26 protein-coding genes are annotated in these 24,551 nt (G+C 69.5%); 14 read left to right on the forward strand and 12 right to left on the reverse strand.

The genetic code is table 11. From position 1 onward, the window contains the following. The first annotated feature begins 17 nt into the window (after positions 1–17). From CAM01S_RS05905 to CAM01S_RS05920, 4 genes are all read left to right on the forward strand, one after another. A complete protein-coding gene (locus CAM01S_RS05905; protein ID WP_066517616.1) occupies positions 18–1,496 on the forward strand; it encodes a glycosyltransferase family 39 protein in 1,479 nt (492 codons plus the stop codon). A gap of 141 nt (positions 1,497–1,637) precedes the next feature. Further along, positions 1,638–2,204, forward strand: a complete 567-nt coding sequence (locus CAM01S_RS05910) for a DUF421 domain-containing protein (protein ID WP_083527792.1) — start codon at positions 1,638–1,640, stop codon at positions 2,202–2,204. 142 nt (positions 2,205–2,346) lie between these two features. After that, positions 2,347–3,057: a PadR family transcriptional regulator gene (locus tag CAM01S_RS05915; protein WP_245631552.1), complete on the forward strand. Its 711-nt coding sequence runs from the start codon at positions 2,347–2,349 to the stop codon at positions 3,055–3,057. Positions 3,058–3,115: 58 nt separating this feature from the next. Then, positions 3,116–3,658, forward strand: a complete 543-nt coding sequence (locus CAM01S_RS05920; protein ID WP_066517619.1) for an NUDIX hydrolase family protein — start codon at positions 3,116–3,118, stop codon at positions 3,656–3,658. An 83-nt stretch (positions 3,659–3,741) separates the two neighbouring features. Here CAM01S_RS05920 and CAM01S_RS05925 read toward each other — a convergent pair whose 3' ends face one another. Next, complete coding sequence (locus CAM01S_RS05925) at positions 3,742–3,936, reverse strand: CsbD family protein (protein ID WP_066517628.1); 195 nt, start codon at positions 3,934–3,936, stop codon at positions 3,742–3,744. 194 nt (positions 3,937–4,130) lie between these two features. Between CAM01S_RS05925 and CAM01S_RS05930 the strand changes: the two genes are divergently transcribed. After that, complete coding sequence (locus CAM01S_RS05930; RefSeq protein ID WP_169795846.1) at positions 4,131–5,990, forward strand: cell wall-binding repeat-containing protein; 1,860 nt, start codon at positions 4,131–4,133, stop codon at positions 5,988–5,990. A 7-nt stretch (positions 5,991–5,997) separates the two neighbouring features. On the opposite strand, the gene CAM01S_RS05935 is transcribed toward CAM01S_RS05930, so the two are convergent. From CAM01S_RS05935 to CAM01S_RS05955, 5 genes are all read right to left on the reverse strand, one after another. Next, on the reverse strand, positions 5,998–7,584 hold the full coding sequence (locus CAM01S_RS05935) for a DEAD/DEAH box helicase (RefSeq protein WP_066518661.1): 1,587 nt from the start codon (positions 7,582–7,584) through the stop codon (positions 5,998–6,000). 251 nt (positions 7,585–7,835) lie between these two features. After that, a complete protein-coding gene (locus tag CAM01S_RS05940; RefSeq protein ID WP_066517635.1) occupies positions 7,836–8,207 on the reverse strand; it encodes a GntR family transcriptional regulator in 372 nt (123 codons plus the stop codon). Between the two features lie 11 nt (positions 8,208–8,218). Then, entirely contained in the window at positions 8,219–8,860 is a 642-nt protein-coding gene (locus CAM01S_RS05945) for a DUF1684 domain-containing protein (RefSeq protein WP_066517641.1), read from the reverse strand. A gap of 5 nt (positions 8,861–8,865) precedes the next feature. Then, entirely contained in the window at positions 8,866–9,363 is a 498-nt protein-coding gene (locus CAM01S_RS05950) for a hypothetical protein (RefSeq protein ID WP_066517644.1), read from the reverse strand. 18 nt (positions 9,364–9,381) lie between these two features. After that, on the reverse strand, positions 9,382–10,011 hold the full coding sequence (locus CAM01S_RS05955) for a GNAT family N-acetyltransferase (RefSeq protein WP_066517647.1): 630 nt from the start codon (positions 10,009–10,011) through the stop codon (positions 9,382–9,384). Positions 10,012–10,125: 114 nt separating this feature from the next. On the opposite strand from CAM01S_RS05955, the gene CAM01S_RS05960 reads away from it, so the two are divergent. Both CAM01S_RS05960 and CAM01S_RS05965 read left to right on the forward strand, forming a co-directional pair. Beyond that, positions 10,126–10,683 carry a 2-phosphosulfolactate phosphatase gene (locus tag CAM01S_RS05960; protein WP_083527835.1) on the forward strand — a complete coding sequence of 186 codons (558 nt, stop codon included), beginning with the start codon at positions 10,126–10,128 and terminating at the stop codon, positions 10,681–10,683. Between the two features lie 61 nt (positions 10,684–10,744). Further along, on the forward strand, positions 10,745–11,047 hold the full coding sequence (locus tag CAM01S_RS05965; protein WP_066517652.1) for a DUF427 domain-containing protein: 303 nt from the start codon (positions 10,745–10,747) through the stop codon (positions 11,045–11,047). Here CAM01S_RS05965 and CAM01S_RS05970 read toward each other — a convergent pair. From CAM01S_RS05970 to CAM01S_RS05995, 6 genes are all read right to left on the reverse strand, one after another. After that, positions 11,037–12,266, reverse strand: a complete 1,230-nt coding sequence (locus CAM01S_RS05970; RefSeq protein WP_066517655.1) for an Nramp family divalent metal transporter — start codon at positions 12,264–12,266, stop codon at positions 11,037–11,039. The two genes, CAM01S_RS05965 and CAM01S_RS05970, sit on opposite strands and share 11 nt — an antisense overlap. 78 nt (positions 12,267–12,344) lie before the next feature. Then, on the reverse strand, positions 12,345–13,049 hold the full coding sequence (locus CAM01S_RS05975; protein WP_083527793.1) for a CGNR zinc finger domain-containing protein: 705 nt from the start codon (positions 13,047–13,049) through the stop codon (positions 12,345–12,347). A gap of 17 nt (positions 13,050–13,066) precedes the next feature. Then, positions 13,067–13,546 carry a SprT-like domain-containing protein gene (locus CAM01S_RS05980; protein ID WP_066517658.1) on the reverse strand — a complete coding sequence of 160 codons (480 nt, stop codon included), beginning with the start codon at positions 13,544–13,546 and terminating at the stop codon, positions 13,067–13,069. Continuing rightward, positions 13,543–14,196, reverse strand: coding sequence for a hypothetical protein (locus CAM01S_RS05985; RefSeq protein ID WP_066517667.1), 654 nt, complete (start codon positions 14,194–14,196; stop codon positions 13,543–13,545). Before CAM01S_RS05985 ends, CAM01S_RS05980 begins: the two co-directional genes overlap by 4 nt. 148 nt (positions 14,197–14,344) lie before the next feature. Then, entirely contained in the window at positions 14,345–15,424 is a 1,080-nt protein-coding gene (locus tag CAM01S_RS05990; RefSeq protein ID WP_066517670.1) for a DUF4190 domain-containing protein, read from the reverse strand. A 44-nt stretch (positions 15,425–15,468) separates the two neighbouring features. Beyond that, positions 15,469–16,299 (reverse strand): spermidine synthase, encoded by an 831-nt coding sequence (locus CAM01S_RS05995; RefSeq protein ID WP_066517672.1) that lies wholly within the window; start codon positions 16,297–16,299, stop codon positions 15,469–15,471. 126 nt (positions 16,300–16,425) lie between these two features. Here CAM01S_RS05995 and CAM01S_RS06000 point away from each other — a divergent pair, with 126 nt between their 5' ends. The 7 genes from CAM01S_RS06000 (at position 16,426) to rpoB (ending at position 24,545) form a co-directional block, all read left to right on the forward strand. Next, positions 16,426–16,920, forward strand: coding sequence for a hypothetical protein (locus tag CAM01S_RS06000; protein ID WP_066517674.1), 495 nt, complete (start codon positions 16,426–16,428; stop codon positions 16,918–16,920). A 7-nt stretch (positions 16,921–16,927) separates the two neighbouring features. Beyond that, complete coding sequence (locus CAM01S_RS06005) at positions 16,928–18,265, forward strand: sensor histidine kinase (RefSeq protein WP_066517677.1); 1,338 nt, start codon at positions 16,928–16,930, stop codon at positions 18,263–18,265. After that, complete coding sequence (locus tag CAM01S_RS06010; protein WP_066517679.1) at positions 18,262–18,948, forward strand: response regulator; 687 nt, start codon at positions 18,262–18,264, stop codon at positions 18,946–18,948. The genes CAM01S_RS06005 and CAM01S_RS06010 overlap by 4 nt, the downstream gene beginning before the upstream one ends. Positions 18,949–19,038: 90 nt before the next feature. Then, positions 19,039–20,016: an aldo/keto reductase gene (locus CAM01S_RS06015; RefSeq protein WP_066517681.1), complete on the forward strand. Its 978-nt coding sequence runs from the start codon at positions 19,039–19,041 to the stop codon at positions 20,014–20,016. A 100-nt stretch (positions 20,017–20,116) separates the two neighbouring features. Continuing rightward, positions 20,117–20,641, forward strand: a complete 525-nt coding sequence (locus tag CAM01S_RS06020) for a hypothetical protein (RefSeq protein ID WP_066517684.1) — start codon at positions 20,117–20,119, stop codon at positions 20,639–20,641. A gap of 38 nt (positions 20,642–20,679) precedes the next feature. Next, positions 20,680–20,820: a hypothetical protein gene (locus CAM01S_RS14630; protein WP_157071448.1), complete on the forward strand. Its 141-nt coding sequence runs from the start codon at positions 20,680–20,682 to the stop codon at positions 20,818–20,820. A 233-nt stretch (positions 20,821–21,053) separates the two neighbouring features. Further along, positions 21,054–24,545 (forward strand): DNA-directed RNA polymerase subunit beta, encoded by a 3,492-nt coding sequence (gene rpoB, locus CAM01S_RS06025; protein ID WP_066517689.1) that lies wholly within the window; start codon positions 21,054–21,056, stop codon positions 24,543–24,545. The last annotated feature ends 6 nt before the right edge of the window (positions 24,546–24,551 follow it).

Raw genomic sequence — 24,551 nt, forward strand, 5'->3', positions numbered from 1 at the left:
GAGATGAGCAGATCAGCGTGACGGCCGTCGGTCCTCACGAACCGGGCCGCGCGTCAGCGGCCTTCTCGCGCGGCGTCCGCCGACCGCTCTCAGCCGCTCTGATCGGTGTGGGTGCTGCAGCGGTGACGGTTCTCGGCTCCTGGATTCCCTCGTACTGGAACGACGAGGCAGCCACGCTTCGGCTGACACGACTCCCACTCGGTGACTTCTTCGGCTTCGTGCTCGAGAAGGATGCCGTTCACGCGCTCTACGCACTGTTCATGCGTCTGTGGATCGGTCGGTTCGGCGAATCCGAGCTGGCCGTTCGCGCTCCATCGGCGCTCGCGATCGGGGCGGCCGCATGCGGCCTGTTCGTCCTCGTGGGCGGGTTCCGAGGGCCTCGGACGGCAACCATTGCCGCCGTCGTGTTCACGGTCCTCCCGCGTGTCTCCTTCATCGGCACCGAGGGCCGTTCCTTCGCGATCGCTGTCGCTCTCGTCACCTGGGCAGCGGTGTCGGGCGTCTGTGCAGCTCGTCGCGGCGACCAGTTGTGGCGATGGGGACTCTTCACGGCCGTGACGGGCGTGGCGATCGCAACGTTCCTGTACTCGGCACTGGTGATTCCCGCGTTCATCGCACTCGTCATGCACGTCGCACCGGCGGATCGGCGCATCCTGCGGGTCGCGGGCGCGTCGCTTCTCGGAGCGGTCACCATCGCATCGCCCGTTCTCCTCATCGCGGCACGGCAGCGCAATCAAATCAGCTGGCTCGGTACGCAGCCGGTCACGCCCTGGACGGTGCTCGTGGAACCGTTCTTCGACCAGGCATGGTGGCTCGCCGCTCTCCTCATCAGCATCGCGCTCGCCGCGTGCTTCCGCGGCCGTCGAGCGTTCGGTGCGCACCGAGGACTCGTCGTGGCGCTGGTGCTCTGGCTGGCCGTTCCCGCTGCCGCGCTCCTCATCGGCACCGTGCTGCTCAGCCCGATGTTCACGCCGCGGTACCTCAGCATTGCCAGCCCAGCCGTTGCATTCGTCGCGGCGCTCGCACTCACGCGTTGGCGGTCCAGAGTGACGACCGCTCTCACCATCGCGATCACCGTCGCGGCTGCGCCGAGCGCCATCATGATGCGCACCCCGGTCAGCAAGCCCGCGCACGTCGATCTGCGCAGCATCGCTCGGACGATCGAGCGTGAGGCGCACCAGGGCGATGCGTTCCTGTTGTCGGACACCGGGACGGTCTCGCTGCGTCCCCGTGTGGCCGTCGGCGCATACCCGGCCGCATTCGAACGGGTGCGCGACATCGCCCTGCACCGCAGCTACGCACGCACCGGCACGTACTCTGACGTTCCGGTCGACTCGCGGGTCTTGGATGCACGGCTGCGGCGCGTGACACGTGTCTGGGTCGCCGTTGGTGATGCCGGCGATCGGCCACTTGCCGAGCGCCTTGCGCGCGCCGATCTCGCTCCGGGCCGCACCGTTCGTGTTCGCGGCGCCTCCCTCACGCTCTGGCGGCGCTGACACCGGCTCTCGTGCGAGACGCTGGCGAATTGCCGGGAGACGCTGGCGAATCGCCGGTCGCGCCGCGCCGGATGAGCAGGCTCGCCGCTGTCGGCGCGTAGCGTCCGCTCCGACCGGACGGCACGGGAAGGGATCAGCGCCATGTGGCAGCGGCTCGGAGTGGATGGAACAGGAGCGGGGGCGGTTGTGATCGCCGCAGTCGGGATTGCGGTGGCGATCCTCGTGCTGGTGCGGGTGTTCGGGCAGCGCCCGCTCGCCCGGATGTCGATGCCCGACCTGATCGTGGTGCTGACACTCGGGTCCATCGCCGGCCGTGCGGTGCTCGGGTCTTCCGTGACGCTCGTCGCAGGGGTGATCGCGCTGGTCACGATCTTCACGCTGCATTGGGCGGTCGAGCTGATCGGCCGCGGTCGGCGGTTCCGCGGTGTGCTGAATGCGCGCCCCGTGCTGCTGGTCGCCGATGGCGAACTCCAGGTCGATCTGCTGCGGCGGGCGCGCGTATCCGAGGCGGAATTGCGGGAGGCGCTGCGAGCCTCCGGTGTGGTCAGTCGGTCCGAGGTCGCCTGCGCGATCTTCGAGGCGACGGGCTCGGTCAGCGTGTTCCGCGCGGGTCGGCCGATCGAGCCGTGGATGGTCGAGGGCGTCCTCGGGTGGGAGCGGCTCGCGACGCACCTCCTCGGGCCGGCGGAATCCGATCACGCCGTCTGACGGCCCGCGACTCCGCACGGGAGAGCCCGAGGACCGACTCACGCGCTCGACGACGCCGTCTTGACATGCGACTATCAACGACATATCGTTACATATCGCGATAGAACAATTCGTCGCGACTCATCATGAAACGGAGGTCATCATGCACCCCATGTATGACGGCAATCACAGCGGCCGAGACGGCCGCAACACCCCGTGGGGCGGTGGCCGCTTCGGCGCGCACGCCCCGCGGATGCACGGCCACCACGGTCGGGCGATTCCCGGACGCGGCCCCGGCGGCCACAGCGGGTTTCCCGGCCAGGGCGGTCACGAATCCCACGGCCACGAGCACGGCGGTCGTGGTCGCGGCTTCGGGCAGTTCCCCGGGTTCGGCCCGGGCTTCGGTCCGGGATTCGGCTTCGGACGAGAAGGGCGTCGCGCGCGCCGCGGCGACGTGCGCCTCGCGATCCTCAGCCTCCTCGCGGACGGGCCGGCGAACGGCTACGCGCTGATCAAGGCGATCGCGGAGCGGACAAACGGCGCCTGGCGCCCGAGCCCCGGTTCGGTGTATCCGACGCTGCAGCAGCTCGTCGACGAGGGGCTCATCGCCGCAGCCGGCGAGGACGGCAGGAGTGTGTACTCGCTGACCGATGCTGGCCGCGCTGAAGTGGAGGCGCAGGCGGACGAGATCGGCCGGGCGTGGGACACCGGCTCGGACGTGTCCGACGGCCACCGCGCACTCGTGGAAGCGCTGCGCCGGTGCGCCGGGCTCGTCCCGATGTACCGGACGTCTGCGACCGACGCGCAGGCCCGTGCCGCTGCGGAGAAGATCGATCAGCTCCGAAAGGACCTGCTGCAGATCCTCGCCGACTGACGCCGCTTGCGAGCGCGGCTTGGTCCGCGAACGAGTCGGGGCCTGGTAAGAACGGTGCATGGCGTCGCTTCGCACCCCAGACCCCGACTCCGGCTGGCTCTCCGACGAGGAGCTCGCACAGATCCGGCGTCGCCTGCCGATCTGCTACGTGGAGGCGATCCCGGTCCGAACCGACGGGCTCGGTGTCGTGACCGAGGTCGGCGTGCTGCTTCGCGTCGCACCGAGCGGCGGAATCGCCCGAACGCTGGTCTCCGGACGCGTCATGTACGGCGAATCCGTTCGGAGCGCGCTGTTCCGTCACCTCGAGAAGGACCTCGGTCCGATGGCGTTCCCGCAGCTGCCGACGAGCCCGACGCCGTTCACCGTGGCCGAGTACTTCCCGCTGCCGGGGGCCTCAGTGTTCACCGACGAACGGCAACATGCGATCTCGCTCGCGTACGTCGTCCCGGTCACCGGAACGTGCGAGCCGCGCCAGGACGCGCTCGAACTCACCTGGATGAGCCCGCTCGAAGCCGCAAGCGAAGCCGTCTCGAATGAGATGGAGGGAGGCCGGGGGAGCCTCCTGCGCGCCGGACTCGCGTCAGTCGGAGCGCTCGCGTAAGCAGCGACACGACGAACCCCCGGCCGCGACAGGCGGGACCGGGGGCTCGCAGCACCAGCGTGCGCTGGGCTTTCCTCGTGAATTCAGTCCTTGAAGCTGTCGGCGACGCCCTTCGCGGCGTCCTTCACGTCAGCGGCGCCCTGCTTCACCGAGGCTGAGGCCTGATCGGTCTTCCCTTCGGCCTTCAGTCGGTCGTTGCCGGTCGCGTCTCCGACGGCTTCCTTGCCTTTGCCAACGAGCTTCTCGCTCGTGTTCTTCATGTCGTCCGAGGCACTCATAGGCGACTCCCTTCGTCGGCTGCGCCGAGGGAATGACGCCCTCGACTCGTGCAACCTACGCTGCGTGCCGGCTCGTGTCCTCAGGATTATTTCGAGGCGGGCTCGATTTGACGCGGGATGCCCATAGGATCAGTTCGTCGGGGGGAACGACCCGCCGCTGATCTGGGGGAACCATGCGTCGTCCTGTGCTCGGAATGCTGCGAACGACGGGGGTTGCAGCGCTCGCGACGATGCTGCTCATCACCGCCGCTCCAGCCGCGAATGCGGTCACCGACCCGTCCACCGGAGGCTCCAGCGCCGCCCAGCAGAACGCGACGGCGAACCACTCGATGGGCGCGACCCTGCGAACGACCCCATCCGTCGCGCCCTCCGGGCGAAGCGCAGCTGGGTCCGTGGTGCCCGCGGCGGTGACCGCTCCGAGCGGTCTGCCCGGAATCGACGTGAGTTCGAGCCAGCAGAACTTCGACTTCGCGGGCGCCGCTGCATCCGGCGACAAGTTCGCGTTCATCAAGGCGACCGAGGGCACGCCCGGCACCTCGCCCGCGTCCGGCAACGTGGAGGGCAGCGTCAACTCGCTCTCCGCCTCGCAGTTCGCCGCGGCGACCGCCGCCGGCCTCGCCGTCGCCACCTATCACTACGCGCTGCCCTACTACTCGTCCGGTCCGACCCAGGCGCGGTTCTTCCTCGATCACACCCCGCAGTTCGGTTCCGCCGCGCCGTCGCTGCCTCCGGTCCTCGACATGGAGGTTGCGACGGTTCCGTCAAAGGAGGGTGGCGACTGCTGGGGGCTCACCAACGCCGACATGGTGAGCTGGATACAGGGGTGGGTCGCCACGGTCGTCGCGAAGACCGGAGTGCAACCGCTCATCTACACGAACCAGAACTTCTGGCACGAGTGCACGGGCGACAGCACCGCGTTCCCCCACGACCGCCTGTACGTGGCGTACTACCCGACGACGACGACGAACTCGCCACTGATGCCATCCGGGTTCTCGACCTGGACGTTCTGGCAGTGGGCGCCGGGCACCAATTCGGGACCCGATCAGGACGTCTTCAACGGGACCGAGAGTGAGCTGCAGGCGCTCGAGACGCCGAGCGGGATCTCGGTCGGCCGCTTCTCCGGCGCGGATGCCTATGCGACGGCAGCGAATCTCGCGGCCGGCGGCTTCACACCGTCGGCGGCCATCGACTCCAACGGCGATGCGCCCCAGCGCGGGACGGTCCCGGTCGTCTACGTTGCGACCCGCGGGAACTACCCGGACGCGCTCGCCGGAGCGGCGGCGGCGGGCCACACCGGGGCGCCGATCCTCCTCACCGATCCGAACACGCTTCCGGACGCAACGAGAGCGGAGCTGACCCAGCTGCAGCCGCGCTCGATCGTCGTGCTCGGTGGTCCGAACGCGGTCAGTGACACCGTCGTCAGTCAGCTCGGCTTCTACGCCACCGTGTCCCGCATCGCGGGGAGCGATCGGTCGCAGACATCGGCGCTCATCGCGACGTCGGGTGCGTTCGGGACCGGAGGCACGGTGTACGTCGCGACCGGCTACAACTATCCCGACGCGCTCGCCGGAGCAGCCGTCGCCGGCGGCACCTACCGCCCGGGGCCGATCCTGCTCGTGCAGCCCACCGACCTGACCGATTCCGTGCGGAGCGCGTTGACGACGCTGAAACCGAGCCACATCGTGATCCTCGGCGGAGTGAACGCGGTCAACGGAACGCTTGCCAGCGATCTCGCCGCGTACCTGCCGGCGGGCGAGACCGTCAACAACGTGGAGCGATGGTCGGGCAGCGACCGGATCGGAACCTCCGTCGCGATCGCGCAGAACGGTTTCCCGAGCGGGGCGACGGCGGCATTCGTGGCCACCGCGTACAACTTCCCGGATGCACTGTCCGGCGGCCCCGTCGCTGCCGCGTTCTCAGCGCCGGTGCTGCTCACCGATCCGTCCAGCCTGTCGGCTGCCACGATCAGCGAGCTCAGCGCCCTCCACGTTCAGGGCGTCGACTTCCTCGGCGGACCGAACGCGGTCAGCGCCGCCGAGGAAGCCGGCCTGTAGCGCGGGATCAGTCGCGCGCGCTGCCCGCGGGCCGGGAGGCGCGGCGCGGCCCGTTCCGTCGAGCGCGCGTCGGCGTGCGGTCGCCCTTCACCTCGCTGAAGTCGGACGAGTAGGCGAGGGTCGAGCCGCCGCCGGACGCGCGGGCTGGACGCCCGCCAGTGCTCCCCGTCGACGCCTGTCCGCGTCCACGGCCTCGGCGGCGCCCCGACCCGCGGCGCTCGTCGCCACTGGTCTGCGTCTCGGTGCCGCCGGATCGGCGACCGCCCTGGCCGGAACGGCTCTGCGGCTCAGCGCGCCGCGCCTCGGTGCTGCCGGAGCGAGTGCGCTGCCGTCCGGCGCTCCGTGGGGCGCCCTGCTGCTGGGGTGCCGGCTCTGCCAGGTACCGTGGCGCAGCGACCTCGCCGACCAAGGCGACCACCGCATCCGCGGTGGCGGTCACCTGCTGCGGGGATGCGGCGATGGCGGCGCGTTTCATCATCTGAACGACCTCGCGACGCTGCTCGGGCGTCACCACGGTGACCACATCGCCGGACGATCCGGCACGCGCGGTACGCCCGGAGCGGTGCAGATACGCCTTGTGCTCCGTGGGCGGATCGACGTGGACGACGAGCTCGACGCCGTCGACGTGCACGCCGCGGGCCGCGACGTCCGTGGCCACCAGGACCACTGCCTCCCCGGAGGAGAACCGTGCGAGGTTCCGCTCACGCTGCGGCTGGGACAGATTGCCCTGCAGGTCGACGGCCGGGATACCGGAGGCGCTCAGCTGCTTCGCGAGCCGCTTCGCGTGGTGCTTGGTCCGCATGAAGAGGATGCGGCGGCCCGTGCCGGAGGCGAGCGCGCGGACGATGTCCTTCTTCGCGTCGGCGTCGGGAACCTCGAACAGGTGGTGCGTCATCGCCTCCACGGGAGACGTCTCGTCGTCGACGGAGTGCAGCACCGGGTTGTGCAGGAATCGGGCGACCAGCTTGTCCACGCCGTTGTCGAGCGTTGCGCTGAACAGCAGCCGCTGGCCCTGCTCCGGGGTCGCCTGCATGATCTTCGTGACACCGGGCAGGAAGCCCATGTCCGCCATGTGGTCGGCCTCGTCGAGCACGGTCGCCTCGATACCGTCGAGGTGCACGTGGCCCTGCTGCATGAGGTCGGCGAGACGACCGGGGCAGGCGACGACGATGTCGACGCCGCGGCTCAGCGCCTCGACCTGGCGCCCCTGGGACACCCCGCCGAACACGGTCGTGGTGCGGAGACCCATCGATTCGGCGAGCGGCGCGAGGGTTGCGTCGATCTGGGTGGCGAGCTCGCGGGTCGGCGCAAGGACAAGCGCACGCGGGCGGCCGGCGCGGCGCTTCCGTGGCGCAGCCGCGAGCCGCGCGACGAGCGGGATCGCGAACGCGATCGTCTTGCCGGAGCCGGTCCGTCCGCGGCCGAGGACGTCGCGACCCGAGAGGGAGTCCGGCAGGGTGTCGGCCTGGATCGGGAACGCGTCGGACTTCCCCTCAGCGGCGAGCAGGGCGACGATCGGCTCGGGAACGCCGAGGGCGGCGAACGACGGTGCGCCGCCGGTTGCGGCGTCGGTGGTCGGGGATTCGGGCAGCATGGTGCTGGAGGTCACGAGGGCCTTTCATTGGCGCGCCGAGGACGCGCAAGCGGGACGTGCGACCAGGACCGGTGCACGATGTCGCCGCAGAGAGCCGCGCGCATCCGCTGGGAGAGGGAATGCGCGCTCGAACCGTATCGGCCGGGCCTCTGCAGGCTGATGCGCTTGCTCGGGCTGGAGGCCGGGAAGATCGGGGGCGTCCGTACGACGCACGAGGCGACGGGCGCCTCGAGTGCAGTCAGTCTAGCGCCTCAGGATTCCGGCGTCGGCCAGGCGTCTCGGAGCGCGGCAATCGTTTGGTCCGCGGACATGCCGGCGGTGACCGCAGCGGTGACGAGCGCGCGGATCGCGGCTGCAGCCTCCGGAGAGGTGTCGGCGGGGCGGACGACGCGCGTGCCGCCGCCCCGTGCGGTGGTGACGAGGCCGGCCTCTTCGAGGAGCGCATACGCTTTTGCGACCGTTCCCGGAGCGAGCCGGAGATCGGCCGCGAGCCCGCGCACGCTCGGGAGGCGCGTGCCGTCCACTAGATAGCCGGCGGTGATCTGCGCGGCGATCTGCGATCGCACCTGCTCGTACGGGGGGATACGACCGTCGGCGTCGATCGCAACGAGCTGCGCTGGCATGGTTCCCTCCGTCAGGCTTCGCGCTCCGTGGCGTGCGGGTATCGCTCGCCGACCGGGATCGGTACAGCAACCGTATTCCCTGGTGGCGCCAACGGACAGGCCCATGCCGGGTCGTATGCGCACGACGGGTTGTACGCAAAATTGCAGTCGATGACGATCGAACCGTCACTGGAACCGAGGTCGGCACCCTTGATCGTGTCGAGCAGGTACCGACCACCGCCGTAGGTGCCCCCTGCGGTGCCCGCGGATGCGTCCTTCACCGGGACGAACAGGCCGCCTCCGTACCCGGCGTGCCACCACACGTCGAGTGTCCCGACGTCCGGGATCCGCACCATGCCGACCCGGTCGAATGCGACGATCCCGTCGGTGCCGGTGGGAACGTCGAGGTGTGCGGGAGGAGCCTCCAGGACGGGGAGCACGAACCGCCAGGCCGGGTCGTAGTCGGCGACCGGCAGAGCGCTGAAGCGTTCGCGGTCCTCGTCGAGCAACGGACTCGCCGGGTGCTCGCGGAACATGGTGTCGCGAGAGGTTTGCCACAGCGCATGCGCCGCCGCGGGATCCGCCGCAGCGCGCACGGACCGGTAGCAGTCGAATGTGCGGCGCCGCCAGTCAGCGACGTCGATCGCGGTGCGTGCCGCGGCCGGGAGGCCCATCCCGCTCACCGCTCGTCGGTCCGGTCGCGCGCGCCCCACGTCGGCGCAAGCGCGCGCATCCGCGCGGCTCGCCACTGCCATGTCACCCACAGGCCCGGCCACATGGCGTATGCGAGCAGCCGAGGCGACATCGAGTAGTCGAGGCGGTCACGCAGCAGCGTGCGGCCTCCAGGGAGCGGACTTGCCGCCATGCGGTGCTGCATGTCCATTCGGCCGAACACACCGCTCGTGCCGCCACCGTTGTCACGCTGCACGGGCACTCCATGCAGCGTGAACCGGTTGATATTTACGTGCGAGTCGCCGGCGGGGAGCACACCGAACACCCGTGCAGTGATCGGATGCGGCTCGCCGTCCGTCCAACGGCGCGGGAATCCAGTCGCTGCGCGCGACCGGTACATGAGGAGCGGCGTGGTGACCGCGACCATCACCCGAGGATCGGCAAGCGCATCGCGAACGGTCTCGACGGGCGCGTCGAGCTCGATCCGGAGTCCGACATGAGGCATGCAGCCGACGGTACGCGGTCAGGCGTGACGACCGCTGTGGCGCGCTCCGGCGCGCCGATCGTGGAGCCGCAACTGCTCGCGCAGCGCGAGGCGAACCGTGGGCCACTCGCTGTCCAGGATCGAGTAGACGACGGTGTCCCGCCGCGAACCGTCCGGTCCGAGCCGGTGGTTCCGCAGGACGCCGTCCTGCTTCGCGCCGAGCCGCTCGATCGCGGCCCGCGACTGCCGGTTGTGCCAGTGGGTTCGGAACTCGACCGCGATGCAATCCCAGGTGTCGAACGCGTGCGCGAGCATGAGGAGTTTCATCTCGGTGTTCACCCCGGACCGCTGCGCCGATTGCGCGAGGTACGTGCCGCCGATCTCGACCCGGCGATTCAGCCGATCGATGTTGAGGAAGGAGGTCGCGCCGACGACCCTGCCCGTCGGACGGTCCCGCACCGCGAACGGGATCACCGTTCCGGCCTGCGCCGCCGCCCGGAGGCGCTCGATCTCCGCGTCCACGCCATCGGGCGCCGGAACGTTCGTGTACCAGATTCGCCAGAGCTGACCGTCGTCGACGGCCAGGCGGAGGTCGTCCGCATGCCCGGCCTCGAGTGCTTCGAGTGCGATCCGATCACCGACGAGTGACGAGAGCGGCCCGATCCCCATGCTCCGATCGTAGTGGCGCGTCCGCGCCTGCTTCGACGATCGATCGGACCCTGTGCGGATCCGCCGCGACTGGCGAATCGGGTCGATGGAACCCGCTACCGTCGCATCGTGCAGATGGATTCGACCGGCCGACCTGGTGCCGCGCAAGCCCGATATCAGGTGCGATTCGCGTGGGGTGCCGCGGGTGCGACACGCGTCGCGACCGACGCGCACCTGCTCGTCTGGGTCGACGTGCTGCCTGATCCATCCGGCGCCGTGGCGCCCGAGCCGGACCCGTCCAGCATCGGATCGGCCGAACCCACCGAGGTGCTCGCGGTCGGACTGACGGACGGAACCGTGGTCGTGGATCGGGTGATGCGCCTCCAGGCCGAGCGAGGGGACCGATGCGTCGTCGCGGTGGTCGCCGCCGGCCACCATGGCGGCTACGCGGTCGAGGACCAGCTCGCTGCAGGCGCGGTCATCGACGCGCTCGTCCGCGCGGGCATCGATCACACCGCTCCGGAGGCTGCAGCGGCCGCCGCGGTCTGGTCCGGGCTGCGCGGCGCGGCCAAGCACCTCGTCAGCGCCTCTGAGTCAGCGGCCGCACTCGACGCTGCGGGACGCCGAGACCTCGTCGATGCAGCCATCGGTCGAGGGCGGCCAGCCGGACGCGGGAACACCGCTCAGGACTGACGCGTTCACTGATGACGGGCCCGCGACCTGCGCGCCCGTCGGATCACCAGAGGAGTGCACCATGAAGGCCGTGGTCAACGGAACCGTCATCGCCGAAGCGCCCAAGGAAGACCTCATCAGCATCGAGGGCAACTGGTACTTCCCACCGTCGAGCGTCAAGACCGAGCTGCTCGAGAAGAGCCCCACCCCGTACCGCTGCCCGTGGAAGGGCGACACGCAGTACTTCACGATCACCGTCGACGGCAAGCAGTTCCCGGACCGCGCATGGTCCTACCCGGAGCCCCTGCCGACCTCCTTCGACCGTGTCGGAAAGGACTACAGCAACTACGTCGCCTTCTGGAAGGAAGTCCAGGTCACGGACTGACCGCAAGGACCAGCAGGGCCACGTTCAACGCGATGATGACGGCGGCGATCACCCAGGCGATCGTCGCCGTCACGCGTGTGTTGCGCGCATCGCCCATCAGCCGGGCACGCGAGGTGTAGACGACCAGCGGGACGAGTGCGAACCCGATCCCGAAGCTCAGGACGACCTGACTGTTCACCAACAGCGCCGTCGGATCGGTGCCGATGGCGAGCAGCACGATCGCCGGCGCGAGCGTCACCGCGCGGCGCACGATCATGGGCACCCGCTTCCGGAGCAGGCCGTGCATGATCTCGGCACCGGCCATCGACCCGACGGATGTCGAGGCCAGCCCCGACGCCAGGAGCCCGATGGCGAACAGCACTGCCACGCCCGCACCGAGATGCACGCGCAGGGCGTGCTCGGCCCCCGTGATGGTGCCCGTGCCGTGTGCGCCGCCGAGGCTCGCAGCCGCGATCACGAGCATCGCCACGTTGACGGTCCCGGCCACGAGCAGCGCCAGGCCGACGTCCCAGCGCGTGGCGCGAAGCACCCCGTCCTGCGCGGGCCCGGGCTCGACCCGACCGTGGTGGTCTCGGCTGAGCGCCGAGTGCAGATAGATCGCGTGCGGCATCACGGTCGCGCCGAGGATCGATGCGGACAGGAGGACCGCGCCGGAGTCCTGGAATCGCGGCACGATTCCGCCCAGCACGCTGAGCGGGTTCGGCCCGGCGACGAACAGACCCGCGCAGAACCCGACCGTGAGCACAGCGAGCAGCCCGGTGATGACCCCCTCGATCGCGCGACCGCCTCGACGGTTCTGTGCCGTGAGGACGATCATCGACACGACGCCCGTGATGAGTCCGCCGATAACCGGCGGAACCCCGAACAGCAGTTGCAACGCGAGCGCCCCGCCGATCACCTCGGCGACATCGGTCGCCGCAGCCACGATCTCCGCCTGGAGCCAGAACAGCACGCGGGGTACCGGCCCGAGGCTGATGCCGATGAGCTCCGGCAACGACTTGCCCGTGACGATGCCGAGCTTTGCCGACAGGTACTGCACGAGGACGGCGCACCCGTTCGCCGCGACGACTGCCCAGACGAGCGAGTAGCCGTACTTCGCCCCGGCGGTGAGGTTCGCCGCGACATTGCCGGGATCCACGTAGGCGATGGCGGCGACGAACGCCGGACCGAGCGCGGTCAGCCCGGCGATCCGAGAGCGCCGAGCGGCCGTGGTCGTCATCGATCCAGCATGCCAGGCGCAGGTTTCGAGCCCGTGACGATGTGCGCTGAGCGGTTCAGCGGGGTCCTGGCCGGCCCGTCAGCGGTCGGCGCGCTCGCGGTGCGCGCGGACCTTCGCGCGGTTGCCGCATCGCTGCATCGCGCACCACCGGCGGGTACCGCCGCGGGATGCGTCGTAGAACACGAGACCGCAGTCATCCGCGCTGCATCGGCCGAGACGCGCCCTGGTTGCGCGGAGGCCGCCCGAGCCGTCAGCGGTGGCGCCGAGGCCGATCTCGTCGAAGAGCGCGACCGCGTCGCGCGCGACGGTGGACAGCGCCTGGGCGAGCCGAACGCGTCCAGTTCCGGCGCGTCGCCGACCTCCCGACAGGACCGGTGGCACGTCGGGAAGTGCCGCGAACAGGTTCACGGTGTCGACGTCGTCCGGCGAGACTCGATGGAGGGCTTCCGCCGCGGCCGGTTGGTTGTCAGCTCTGCCGCCGGAAGCGTGCGGCGCGGGCGGCGGCGCCGCGACGACGGCCAGCCGCGCGATCGCAGCCCGAAGGGCGCGCGCGTCCGTCAGCTCCCGATCCGTCGCGCCGACGTCGACCGGTCGCGTATGGGCGCTGAGCCACTCGTCGAGATCGGCGGGCGACGCGAGCAGCTCGCCGAGATGCGCCCGGGGACGAACGCCGAGTGGATCGTCGTCGAACCCTCCGGTGTGCGCGAAGTCGAGGCACACGCGACCTGCATCGAAGAACCATGCGCCACCGGCATCGGTCCTGATGTCCTGCCCGGTGCGCATTCGATCAGGCTAGTGCGTCAGCGAACTGCCGAGGGGGTCCGGTCCGGCGTCCGGCGCTCCCACTGGATCGCGTTCGCTGGATCGTATCGGCGTGCGCATCGCGCGCACGAGGTGGGTCGCGTCGGGCGACGGTAGCGCACGTGCTCGTGACCGGAGGGACAGCGACCGACCCACGGTGCGAGGTCGTCGGCGATGGGCCCGTCGTGGAGGCGGTCGCCGCGATATCCAAGCTGACGGGCCGTCGATCGCCAGGACGGGCCGTGCCCCGCGGCCGCTCCAACGAGGGCGTGCGCGATCTCGTGGAGCACGACCTGCTCGAGCGCATTCGCGTCCGCTCGGGCGGCGAGGTGGCGGCTGACCGTGATGCGGTGCCGGCCGAAGTCACACTGCCCGGCACGCGTACGCGCATTGTCGAAGCCGAACGTCCAGGTGTCCGCGGGAAGGTGCACGGCGATCAGCGCCTCGGCCTGGGCGCGAACCGCCGCGAGTTCGCTCATCGCGGGCGGTCGACGCGTGTTGCCGCGGCACGCACCGGATCTGCACGCTCGTCCGGCGCGGCGTGCGGCTGCGTCATGGAGGCGCGCATCGACGCGTCGATCGCCTCACGGAGCGCCTGTGTCCGTTCCTGCGGCGCGCCGGCGGCTCGGAAAGCGTCGTAGGCGCGGCTCAGTGCCGCGCGTGCTTCGGCGAACCGAGCGAGCTCGTACAACGACCACCCCTCGATCTCCGCGGCTGCGCCCTCCAGCTCCGACCATTCCTCGATCGTCGCCGTATCCCGCGCGAGTGCGGCTTCGGCCGCGGCGCGTTCGTAGCGACCGAGATCGTGGAGCACGTGCGCCCGACGCACCCGGGCCGCGACGAGGTCCGCGCGATCGCCTGTGAACATCACCAATCGGTAGGTCTCTTCCGCGACAGTCAGCGCCTCGTCGAGACGTCCGAGCAGACGGAGCAGTTCGGTCCGCTCCGCCATCGCGGTAGTGCTGCGCGTCTGCCCGAGCGCGCGGAGCTGCTCCTGCACCTCGGCGACGTCGATGGCCGGGCGGAGGCTGATGGGCGCGAAGCCGGGATCGTGCGCCTGCTCGGACCCGGTTCGGTCGGAACGAGTGTCCGGGCGTGGGTCAGTGGGGTCGATCGGAGCAGCGCACATCGGTACTGAGGGTAACCGCGCGCGCCCCGAACGGGGGCTGAGCGCGCCGTTCGCGGACAGCCCCGCCATCCGGCGATCAGCCGCCCGGACGCGGACCGCCGCACGAGCCGGACGCGGATCGCGCGCAGGAGCCGGCGCGAGGCCGGGCTCAGGAGCCGGCTGCCGCCCCTGCGATCATCACGGACACCAGGATGACCAGGATGATCGGGGCGATCACACCGATCACGATCCCGAAAATGCCCAGTCCGCGGCCACGACCCGTCGCCGCTGCAACGATGCCCTGGATGATCGCCCACAGGCCTGTCACGGTGCCGAGCAGTGAGAGCAGTGAGGCCCAGAGGAGCGGAGTCAGCAGGGTGGGATCGCTGCGGAGCTCCCGTGAGAGCTCCTGGTTCAACTGCTGCTGTTGGGTCGGGGTCAGGCCCCCGTGCTGGCCGGCGATCACGATCTGACGGAACGCAGGGAGATGCCCGAACGTCTGCCCGTAGAGATACCCGGCGACGACCGCCGCGACGAGTGCGACGAGTGCGACGATGAACGCGATCGCACCGACGGTGCCCCGCTTGCGGCGGCGCTCGACCCGCTCACCCCACGCTGGACCCGGAGCGGCAGCGGGCGCCGCGGCGTACCCCGGAGCACCCGTCGCGCCGGGGGTCGACCACGGCTGGTGCGGCTGGGTGGGTTGCTGCGTGTACGGCTGCTGCGCGGAGGGCTGCTGCCCGTACGTCGGTCGCTGCCCGTAGGTGGGTTGCTCGCCGTACGGCTGCTGGCCCTGGCCGTTGTACGGCGCCTGCTGATCGCCGTACGGCCGCTGGCCGTATTGGCTAGGTGGACCGGGCGGGCTCCACCGTGCGGTCTCCGGTGACGCTTCGCGATCCGACCCCCAGCCGGCAGCGCTGGCGCTTGGGAACGCCGTGGTTGGTTGGTCATCCGCCGGGGCATCCGAGGCGGGCCCGTCGGGCGTGATGCGCTCGCCGTACCGGGGCTCGGGCGCTGCCGGAGGGGTCGTGCGGTCGATCCGTTGCGTGGCCGGATCGACGTGATCGATGCGTTGCGTCGCCGGGTCCAGCTGGTCGAACCGTTGCGTGGCGAGGTCCTCATCGGCCGAGGCTGCGTGCGCAGTCGAATCCTCGGCGGCCGATGCGCCGTCGGCGTCGTGCGGTTCCGGAGCTCGCTCCCCCCAGCGTGGTTCGTCGTTGCTCATCAGATCCCCGATCTCAGCGGTCATCGTCGGCCTTGTGGTGCCACCATCCTGGCAGGCCGTGCGCCGGATCAGCCGAAGATCGACCGATTCGGCTCGGGCGATCCGATCGCGGTCGCATCGGTCACGATGGGCGCTCCGGCCGCGAACGCGATCAGCTCGTCGCCGTGCACCACCTTGCTGGGCAGGGGGTCGGACGCGAACAGTCGCGGCATGGCGTCGAGCGGAAGTTCGGAGCCCGACGCCAGCACGACGATGTTGCCGAAGCGGCGACCCCTGAGCATCCCGGTGTCGGCGACTGCCGCGACAGACGGCCACACCGCGCCGACGGTGGACACCTGGCTCCGTGCAAAGGCGAGCCCCGCCCCATCGGCGACATTGATGGCGAGCACCCCGCCCGGAGCGAGGAACCCGGCGACTGCCCGATAGAACTCCACGCTGGTGACGTGCGCGGGTGTGCGTGCGCCGCTGAAGACGTCGACCACGATGAGATCCGCGCTGGCATGCAACCCCGCCGGGAGCTGCTCGAGTGCGGCTCGTGCATCGCCGTACCGGACTCGGATCGAGGCAGCGCGGGGGAGCGGCAGCTGCTCGCGGACCAGGTCGACGAGCCCCCGTTCGAGCTCGATCACCTGCTGACGGGATCCCGGACGCGTTGCTGCAACGTATCGGGGAAGTGTCAGCGCGCCGGCCCCGAGGTGGAGCGCGGTGATCGGACCAGGCGGCAGCAGATCGATCACGTGGCCGATGCGACGGATGTACTCGAATGTCAGGTTGGTCGGATCGTCGAGATCCACGTGCGACTGCGGCGTGCCGTCGACCACCAGCGTGAACGACCCGGGCCGATGACGATCCGGCTCGATCGCAGCGAACCCGGCCCCGACGCGAATTGCATCCTCCATACGGCCATCCTTCTCCACCCGATCACCACCCCGTTCCCCACCCAGGGGTGGTGTTGACCGATCCGCGGCTCCGCGATTGTGGAGGACATCGGCTGAGACCTCGGCCCAGTGATCGAAAGGTGCATCATGAACCTGCAGTCGGCCGCGGATATCGCGCTCGGACTCATCATCGTCGGCGTGCTCGCGTTCCGGCAGCTGACCTGGCGGTACGTCGACCCCGCCCGGATCTGGCGACTCCCGGTCATCCTCGGAATCATCGGACTTGTCGAGCTCGCCGGCACGCATATGGCTGTCGGCCCCGCCGACATCGGATTCTTCGCACTCGAAGCCATCGTCGGCATCGCGGTCGGGCTCGGCATGGGGTTCCTCACCACCTACCGGATCGCGCCGCAGCCCGACCAACGGGGTCGGTCCGTCCAGGCGCGCACGGGCGGCTGGGGCGCTGCCCTCTGGATCGTGCTCATCGCCACCCGCGTCGGGATCGACGTGCTGGCCGGCATGAACGGCGCACATCTTGCGGCCTCGGGGGGATCGATTCTTCTGGTCCTGGCCATCAACCGGGCTGCACGCGCCTTCGTCATGGACCAGCGCCTCCCGCGCGAACGACGCATCAGGGCATGATTGCACCGTGACCTTGCGGGACCACGATCCACGACGCGCCGTCGCTCCCGGCGGCGCGTCGTGGTTCTCGCGAGCGCTGAACCTCGTCGGGATCCTCGTCGTCGCGTACTGGGCGATCACGCTCGGCGTTCGCCATGGGCATGCGCCGATCGTCTGGGCGCTGTCGGCTCTCGCGCTGGCTGGATGGATCGTCCGCGCCGTTCCCGGAACCCGAGCACTGCTCCGCGCGGCGGCGGCGACGATGGTGATCGCTGGGGCCATCGTCACGCCGCTGACGGACAGCATTCTGATCGTCCCGGTGATCCTCGGCATCATCGTGCTCGTCACCGATCCCGGCCTTCCGATCTGGGCCGGCGTACTCGCGGGCCTCGGGGCGAGTGCGATCTTCGGCACGATCGGAGCCGTTGTCGGCATCAGCGGCTCGAACGTGCTCGGCGACGTTGGCGGTGTCCTGCTCGGCATCCTGATCGGCATCAGCCGCCGGCAGTTCCGCGACGGGCAGGCCCGCGAACGCGAGGCCGAGCGGCAGGCTGAGCGGACCGCGCTCCTCGCCGAGCGCTCGCGGGCAGCGCGGGACATCCACGATGTCCTCGCGCACAGCCTCGGTGGCCTCGTGCTGCAGCTCGACGCGGTCGAGGCGCTGCTCGATGACGGGCAGATCGACCAGGCTCGCGACCGTGCGGCCCAGGCGCGGACGCTCGCCGCGGACGGTCTCGCGGAGGCGCGGCGTGCGGTTCGAACCCTGCGCGACGACGCCTTCCCCACCGATCAGGACGGGCCAGCAGGCGCACCGGCACTGGCACGCAGCGCCGAGGCAGCGCAGTCGGACCAGCTCGCGCGGGCATCGGTCGAGGTCGCCGTCGTGCCGGAGTCGCTGCGGAGCCTCATCGACGCGCACCGCGGTTTCGGCGGAGCCATCGCCGTGGACGGAGATCCGAGCCTCCCCGGTGTCGATGACGCCCATGCGGCCGCTGTCGTCGCCGTCGCCAGGGAGGCCCTCACCAACGCCCGCAAACACGCGCCGGGAACGCCCGTGTCGCTCTCCGTCATCGTGGACGGGGATGCGGTGGACGTGGTGATCGCGAACCCGCTTCGTGCGGACGGCAACGGCATCGTCGGCATGCGTGAGCGCTTCGCCGAGCTCGGCACGGCGGCCACGATCGAGGCGGAGGAATCGGAGGGCGAGTTCGTCGTCGCCATGCACGTGCCCGCGGGCGAGCCGGGGGCGTCGTCCTCCGACCCGGCGGTGCCCTCCGGTCTAGCGGTGCCCTCTGATCTGGCGTCGTCCTCCGACCCGGCGCCCTCCGACCGTGGGTCGCAAGCGCTGGAAGGCCGCGCCGGATGACGGCGATTCGCGTGCTGGTCGTCGACGACCAGGCAATCGTCCGCGACGGCCTGGTGACCGTGCTGGGTCTCGTGCCCGACCTGCTCGTCGTGGGTGAAGCCTCCGACGGCGAGCAGGCGATCGCGCTGGTCGACCGTGTTCACCCGCACGTCGTGCTCATGGACCTCAACATGCCCGGGGTCGACGGCACCACGGCGACGGAACGCATCCTGGACGAGCACCCCGACATCGCGGTGCTCGTCCTCACGACCTTCGCCGACGACCGGTCGATCATCGGCGCGCTCCGTGCCGGCGCACGCGGGTACTTGACGAAGGATGCCGGGCGCGGCGAGATCGCCACCGCGATCCGCGCCGTCGCGCAGGGGCAGACCACGGTGGACGCGAGTGTCGGCGCTCGGCTCGTCGCCAATCTCGGGGGCGTATCGGACGCGCAGGGGGGAGCCGAGCCTCCCGCTCCGACGGCGCAGCCGTCCGTGCAGGAGCGTTTCCCGCAGCTCACCCCGCGGGAAGCGGAGGTGCTCGCGCTCATCGCGGACGGCCGGACGAACGGCCAGATCGCGACGGAGCTGTTCCTCACCGTCCCGACCGTGAAGAGCTACGTGAACCAGGTGTTCGGCAAGCTCGGGGTCGGCAGCCGCGCCGAGGCGGTGGCCCGCGTTCTCCGCGGGCCCGGTATGCCCTGAAGCCCGGTATGTCGTGAAGCCGGCACGCACTGAACCCGGTATGCCCTGAAGCCCGGCATGTCCTCAAGCAGCGGGCGTACCGTCCGAGCCATGCGACATGTGAAGCTCGGAACACTCGACGTCTCCCGTATCGGCCTCGGCTGCATGGGGATGAGTGCCTTCTACTCCGGGATCAACGAGGACGACGATGCGTCGACCGCGACGATCCACCGCGCCGTCGAACTCGGCGTGACCTTCTTCGACACAGCAGAGATGTACGGCCCATACACGAACGAGCGGCTTGTCGGCGCGGCGCTCCGTGACCACCGCGACGACGTGGTCATCGCGACGAAGGGCGGCACCTACCGCCACATCGGCCCGAACGCGGGCGAGCGCGGCATCGACGGCAGCGCCGCGAACATCCGCGCGGCGGTCGAAGGCTCGCTGGAGCGACTCGGCACGGACCGGATCGACCTCTACTACCAGCACCGCCCGGACCCGAACACCCCGATCGAAGAGACGGCGGGCGTGTTCAAGAAGCTCATCGAGGAGGGCAAGATCCTCCACTACGGCCTGTCGGAGGCGGCCCCCGACCGGATTCGCGCCGCGCACGCCGTGCACCCGGTCACCGCTGTCCAGACCGAGTACTCCCTGTGGACCCGTGACCCCGAGGAGGCTGTGCTCCCCGCCGTCCGCGAGCTCGGCATCGGCTTCGTGCCGTACTCGCCGCTCGGCCGCGGATTCCTCACCGGGAAGTACCGCGACCCGGCTCAATTCGACTCCGAGGACTTCCGCCGAGCGAACCCCCGATTCAGCGACGAGAACTTCCGCGCGAACCTGGCGATCGTCGATGAGGTCGAACGCATCGCGAAGGAGGCCGACGCGACGCCGGCGCAGGTCGCGATCGCGTGGGTGCTGTCGAAGGGCGATGACCTGGCGCCGATTCCCGGAACGAAGCGGATCGAGCGCCTTGAGGAGAACCTCGCCGCGGACTCGCTCGTGCTGACCGCCGATCAGCTCGCCGCACTCGACGCGCTGCAGCCGGCAGCGGGGGACCGCTACCCCGACATGTCCTCGGTCAACATCTGACCGCCGCACACGCGGCAGCTGCACACGCGGGTGATCGCTGAGCAAATCGAAGATGAACAATCAGGAAACTTCGATAACGAAACAGTAACGTGGCGCGGTCATGACGACCACGACCATCGCGCTCGATACCGCGCGCCCCACAGTTCAGGCTGGGGCGCGCGGTGTCGCGTTCGACGAGCGCGAGACCGTCCCTGCCTGGATGCGCGCAATCGGCGCCTTGCTGATCCTGGCCGGGGCGCTTCTGACCGCCGCGATCGTCGCGTGGCCGCGGAGCGCACCGGAGGTCTCCCTCCTGTTGCCGGCGCTGGCTGCGGTTGTCTGCGGCGTCGTGCTCGTGACCGCGCGCACCGGCCTGACCGTGCACGCCGATGCGGTCGTGGTGCACATCCGACCGTTCCCGTCTCGACGCATCGCGCTCGACCGGATCGTGACCGCCCGGGTCGCGGACTCGGCGGGCCTCGGCGCGCCGCATCTCGGGCCGTGGGGCCCCGGATCCCATCGGGTGCTGATGCTCTCCGACGGCGCGGGCCTGCACCTGTTCGACGACCGTGGGAGGAGCGTCTTCGTGCGGGTTGCGCACCCGGAGGACGCCATCCGTGCGCTTATACACGCATCCGGAGAATAAGGTCAAGCGGAGACTGGACAGCAGCCGAACCGCGACCTATGATGAATGTTCGCGCTCCCTGGCATTCGTGTCGTCATATTGCGGTCGACGCAGCGCTCTTGCCCAACGTGATCGTCGCGAACGCGTTCCACCGGAACCTGTTCGTCGCGAGCGGCGTCGAGCAGTGCGTGCCCTGGTGAGCCTCCCGCATATCGCGGCGGGGGCTTCGCTCACCTGACCATCCCACAGCGCTCCGCTGACAGCACGTAACCCACAGGCAGGTTTCGCACCGTCCCCCGCCGGACAGCCATGTGCCCGTGCTCGTCGAAGGAGCGCCGCAGGAGAGTCAATCCGGGTTCGGTGAGCGATCAATCATCCACCTACATACTGTCCGTCAGTATCGGCCCCGCGGGGCCTACCGGAGGTCAAACCCTTGGCTGCTGCGCCCAACGCATCCACCAACACCCCCAAGAACGGACGCGCACACCAGCGTCTCTCGTTCGCCAAGATCAAGGACACCCTCACGGTTCCGGATCTGCTCGCCCTCCAGACGGAGAGCTTCGACTGGCTCGTCGGCAACGACGCCTGGAAGGCTCGGCTCGCCGAGGCCCAGGAGCAGGGCCGGACGGACATCGCCCTCCACTCGGGCCTCGACGAGATCTTCGAAGAGATCTCTCCGATCGAGGACCTCGGCGAGACGATGCAGCTCTCGTTCACCGCACCGGAGCTCGAAGACCCCAAGTACTCGATCGACGAGTGCAAGGAGCGCGGCAAGACCTACGCGGCGCCGCTCTACGTGAACGCCGAGTTCATGAACCACATGACGGGTGAGATCAAGACCCAGACCGTGTTCATGGGCGACTTCCCGCTCATGACCGAGCGCGGCACGTTCATCATCAACGGCACCGAGCGCGTCGTCGTCTCGCAGCTCGTCCGTTCGCCGGGCGTGTACTTCGAGCGCGCCCAGGAGAAGACCTCCGATAAGGACATCTACTCCGCACGCGTCATCCCGTCGCGTGGTGCCTGGCTCGAGTTCGAGATCGACAAGCGCGACCAGGTGGGCGTGCGCATCGACCGCAAGCGCAAGCAGTCCGTCACCGTCTTCCTCAAGGCGCTCGGCCTGACGAGCGAGGAGATCCTCGACGAGTTCCAGGGCTTCGCCTCCATCGAGTCCACTCTTGAAAAGGACGCCATCCTCACCAAGGAAGAGGCGCTCAAGGACATCTACCGCAAGCTCCGTCCGGGCGAGCAGGTCGCCGCCGAGGCCGCGCGTGCACTCCTCGACAACTTCTACTTCAACCCGAAGCGCTACGACCTCGCGAAGGTCGGTCGCTACAAGATCAACCGCAAGCTCGGCATCGACGCGCCCCTGTCCGACTCCGTGCTCACGGTCCAGGACATCGTCGCCACGATCAAGTACCTGGTCTCGCTGCACGCCGAGCGCACCACCATCAACGGTGTCCGCGACGGCAAGCCGGTCGAGCTCCGCCTCGACGTCGATGACATCGACCACTTCGGCAACCGTCGTATTCGCGCGGTCGGCGAGCTCATCCAGAACCAGGTGCGCACCGGTCTGTCCCGCATGGAGCGCGTCGTCCGCGAGCGCATGACCACGCAGGACATCGAGGCGATCACCCCGCAGACCCTGATCAACGTGCGTCCCGTCGTGGCCGCGATCAAGGAGTTCTTCGGAACATCGCAGCTGTCCCAGTTCATGGACCAGAACAACCCGCTCGCCGGTCTGACGCACAAGCGTCGTCTTTCGGCGCTCGGCCCTGGTGGTCTGTCCCGTGAGCGTGCCGGTGTCGAGGTCCGCGACGTCCACCCGTCGCACTACGGCCGCATGTGCCCGATCGAGACCCCGGAAGGCCCGAACATCGGTCTGATCGGCTCGCTCGCCTCGTTCGCGCGGATCAACTCGTTCGGGTTCATCGAGACGCCGTACCGTCGCGTGGTCGACGGCCAGGTGACGACGCAGATCGACTACCTCACCGCCTCCGAAGAGGACGACTACGTCGTTGCGCAGGCGAACGCCCCGCTCACCGACGACTTCCGCTTCGCCGACGATAAGGTGCTCGTCCGGATCAAGGGCGGCGAGGTCGAGCTCGTCGACAAGGCCGAGGTCGACTACATGGACGTCTCGCCGCGCCAGATGGTCTCCGTCGCGACGTCGCTCATCCCGTTCCTCGAGCACGATGACGCGAACCGCGCACTCATGGGTGCGAACATGCAGCGCCAGGCCGTGCCGCTCCTCCGTTCCGAGTCGCCGCTCGTCGGCACCGGCATGGAGGGGTACACCGCGATCGACGCCGGTGACGTGGTCACCGCCGACGCCGCGGGTGTGGTGGCAGAGGTCTCCGCCGACGCGGTCACCGTGCAGCTCGACGAGGGCGGCACGCAGACCTACTACCTGCGCAAGTTCGACCGCTCGAACCAGGGCACCAGCTACAACCACCGCGTGATCGTCAACGCCGGCGACCGGATCGAGGTCGGCGAGGTCATCGCCGACGGTCCCGCCACCGAGAACGGCGAGCTCGCGCTCGGCAAGAACCTGCTCGTCGCGTTCATGCCGTGGGAGGGGTACAACTACGAGGACGCGATGATCCTGTCGCAGAACCTCGTGAAGGACGACACGCTCTCCTCGATCCACATCGAGGAGTACGAGGTCGACGCCCGCGACACGAAGCTGGGCAAGGAAGAGATCACCCGCGACCTGCCGAACGTCAGCCCGGACCTCCTGGCCGACCTCGACGAGCGCGGCATCATCCGCATCGGCGCCGAGGTTCGCCCCGGCGACATCCTCGTCGGCAAGGTCACACCGAAGGGTGAGACCGAGCTCTCCGCCGAGGAGCGCCTGCTCCGCGCCATCTTCAACGAGAAGTCGCGCGAAGTCCGCGACACCTCGCTCAAGGTGCCGCACGGTGAAGAGGGCACGATCATCGGCGTCAAGGTGTTCGACGCGCAGGACGGCGACGACGAGCTCGGTTCCGGTGTGAACCAGCGCGTGGTCGTGTACATCGCCCAGAAGCGGAAGATCACCGCCGGTGACAAGCTCGCCGGTCGTCACGGCAACAAGGGCGTCATCTCGACGATCCTGCCGGTCGAGGACATGCCGTTCCTCGCGGATGGCACCCCGGTCGACATCGTCCTGAACCCGCTGGGCGTCCCCGGTCGCATGAACTTCGGCCAGGTCCTCGAGATCCACCTCGGATGGCTTGCGAAGCAGGGCTGGAACGTCGAGGGCATCCAGGACTGGGCCGCGAACCTCCCGGAGGCGGCGCACAGCGCGGCTCCCGGCACGAAGGTCGCGACCCCGGTGTTCGACGGCGCGGCGGAGCGCGAGATCGAGGGTCTCCTCGACTCGACCCTCCCGAACCGCGACGGCGAGCGGCTCATCGGATCCTCCGGCAAGGCGCAGCTCTTCGACGGCCGCTCCGGCGAACCGTTCCCCGAGCCCGTGTCGGTCGGCTACATGTACATCCTGAAGCTGCACCACCTGGTCGACGACAAGATCCACGCCCGCTCGACCGGTCCGTACTCGATGATCACCCAGCAGCCGCTCGGTGGGAAGGCGCAGTTCGGTGGACAGCGCTTCGGTGAGATGGAGGTGTGGGCCCTCGAGGCCTACGGCGCCGCGTACGCCCTCCAGGAGCTCCTGACGATCAAGTCCGACGACATCCTCGGCCGCGTGAAGGTCTACGAGGCGATCGTCAAGGGCGAGAACATCCAGGAGCCCGGCATCCCGGAGAGCTTCAAGGTCCTCATGAAGGAGATGCAGTCGCTCTGCCTGAACGTCGAGGTCCTCTCGGCCGACGGTCAGACGGTCAGCCTCCGCGACACGGACGACGAGGTCTTCCGTGCCGCCGAAGAGCTCGGCATCAACATCTCCTCGCGGTTCGAGTCGTCCACGATCGACGACATCTGATCCCGC

It is taken from the genome of Curtobacterium ammoniigenes NBRC 101786, assembly GCF_001571045.1.
In the GTDB taxonomy this organism is placed as follows: Bacteria; Actinomycetota; Actinomycetes; order Actinomycetales; family Microbacteriaceae; genus Curtobacterium; species Curtobacterium ammoniigenes.

Bases quoted from the DNA above. Each gene is read 5' to 3' on its own strand.
- CAM01S_RS05980 (WP_066517658.1), bottom strand. From the start codon at position 13,546: ATGAGCGAACTCGCGGCGGTTCGCGCCCAGGCCGAGGCGCTGATCGCC.
- CAM01S_RS05925 (WP_066517628.1), bottom strand. From the start codon at position 3,936: ATGAGTGCCTCGGACGACATGAAGAACACGAGCGAGAAGCTCGTTGGC.
- CAM01S_RS14630 (WP_157071448.1), top strand. From the start codon at position 20,680: ATGATGAATGTTCGCGCTCCCTGGCATTCGTGTCGTCATATTGCGGTC.
- CAM01S_RS05985 (WP_066517667.1), bottom strand. From the start codon at position 14,196: ATGTGCGCTGCTCCGATCGACCCCACTGACCCACGCCCGGACACTCGT.
- CAM01S_RS05915 (WP_245631552.1), top strand. From the start codon at position 2,347: ATGCACCCCATGTATGACGGCAATCACAGCGGCCGAGACGGCCGCAAC.
- CAM01S_RS06015 (WP_066517681.1), top strand. From the start codon at position 19,039: ATGCGACATGTGAAGCTCGGAACACTCGACGTCTCCCGTATCGGCCTC.
- CAM01S_RS05940 (WP_066517635.1), bottom strand. From the start codon at position 8,207: ATGCCAGCGCAGCTCGTTGCGATCGACGCCGACGGTCGTATCCCCCCG.
- CAM01S_RS05945 (WP_066517641.1), bottom strand. From the start codon at position 8,860: ATGGGCCTCCCGGCCGCGGCACGCACCGCGATCGACGTCGCTGACTGG.
- CAM01S_RS06000 (WP_066517674.1), top strand. From the start codon at position 16,426: ATGAACCTGCAGTCGGCCGCGGATATCGCGCTCGGACTCATCATCGTC.
- CAM01S_RS05995 (WP_066517672.1), bottom strand. From the start codon at position 16,299: ATGGAGGATGCAATTCGCGTCGGGGCCGGGTTCGCTGCGATCGAGCCG.
- CAM01S_RS05920 (WP_066517619.1), top strand. From the start codon at position 3,116: ATGGCGTCGCTTCGCACCCCAGACCCCGACTCCGGCTGGCTCTCCGAC.
- CAM01S_RS05910 (WP_083527792.1), top strand. From the start codon at position 1,638: ATGTGGCAGCGGCTCGGAGTGGATGGAACAGGAGCGGGGGCGGTTGTG.
- CAM01S_RS05950 (WP_066517644.1), bottom strand. From the start codon at position 9,363: ATGCCTCATGTCGGACTCCGGATCGAGCTCGACGCGCCCGTCGAGACC.
- CAM01S_RS05960 (WP_083527835.1), top strand. From the start codon at position 10,126: ATGGATTCGACCGGCCGACCTGGTGCCGCGCAAGCCCGATATCAGGTG.
- CAM01S_RS05990 (WP_066517670.1), bottom strand. From the start codon at position 15,424: ATGACCGCTGAGATCGGGGATCTGATGAGCAACGACGAACCACGCTGG.
- CAM01S_RS05970 (WP_066517655.1), bottom strand. From the start codon at position 12,266: ATGACGACCACGGCCGCTCGGCGCTCTCGGATCGCCGGGCTGACCGCG.
- CAM01S_RS06020 (WP_066517684.1), top strand. From the start codon at position 20,117: ATGACGACCACGACCATCGCGCTCGATACCGCGCGCCCCACAGTTCAG.
- CAM01S_RS05935 (WP_066518661.1), bottom strand. From the start codon at position 7,584: ATGCTGCCCGAATCCCCGACCACCGACGCCGCAACCGGCGGCGCACCG.
- CAM01S_RS05955 (WP_066517647.1), bottom strand. From the start codon at position 10,011: ATGGGGATCGGGCCGCTCTCGTCACTCGTCGGTGATCGGATCGCACTC.
- CAM01S_RS06010 (WP_066517679.1), top strand. From the start codon at position 18,262: ATGACGGCGATTCGCGTGCTGGTCGTCGACGACCAGGCAATCGTCCGC.
- CAM01S_RS05965 (WP_066517652.1), top strand. From the start codon at position 10,745: ATGAAGGCCGTGGTCAACGGAACCGTCATCGCCGAAGCGCCCAAGGAA.
- CAM01S_RS05975 (WP_083527793.1), bottom strand. From the start codon at position 13,049: ATGCGCACCGGGCAGGACATCAGGACCGATGCCGGTGGCGCATGGTTC.
- CAM01S_RS05930 (WP_169795846.1), top strand. From the start codon at position 4,131: ATGCTGCGAACGACGGGGGTTGCAGCGCTCGCGACGATGCTGCTCATC.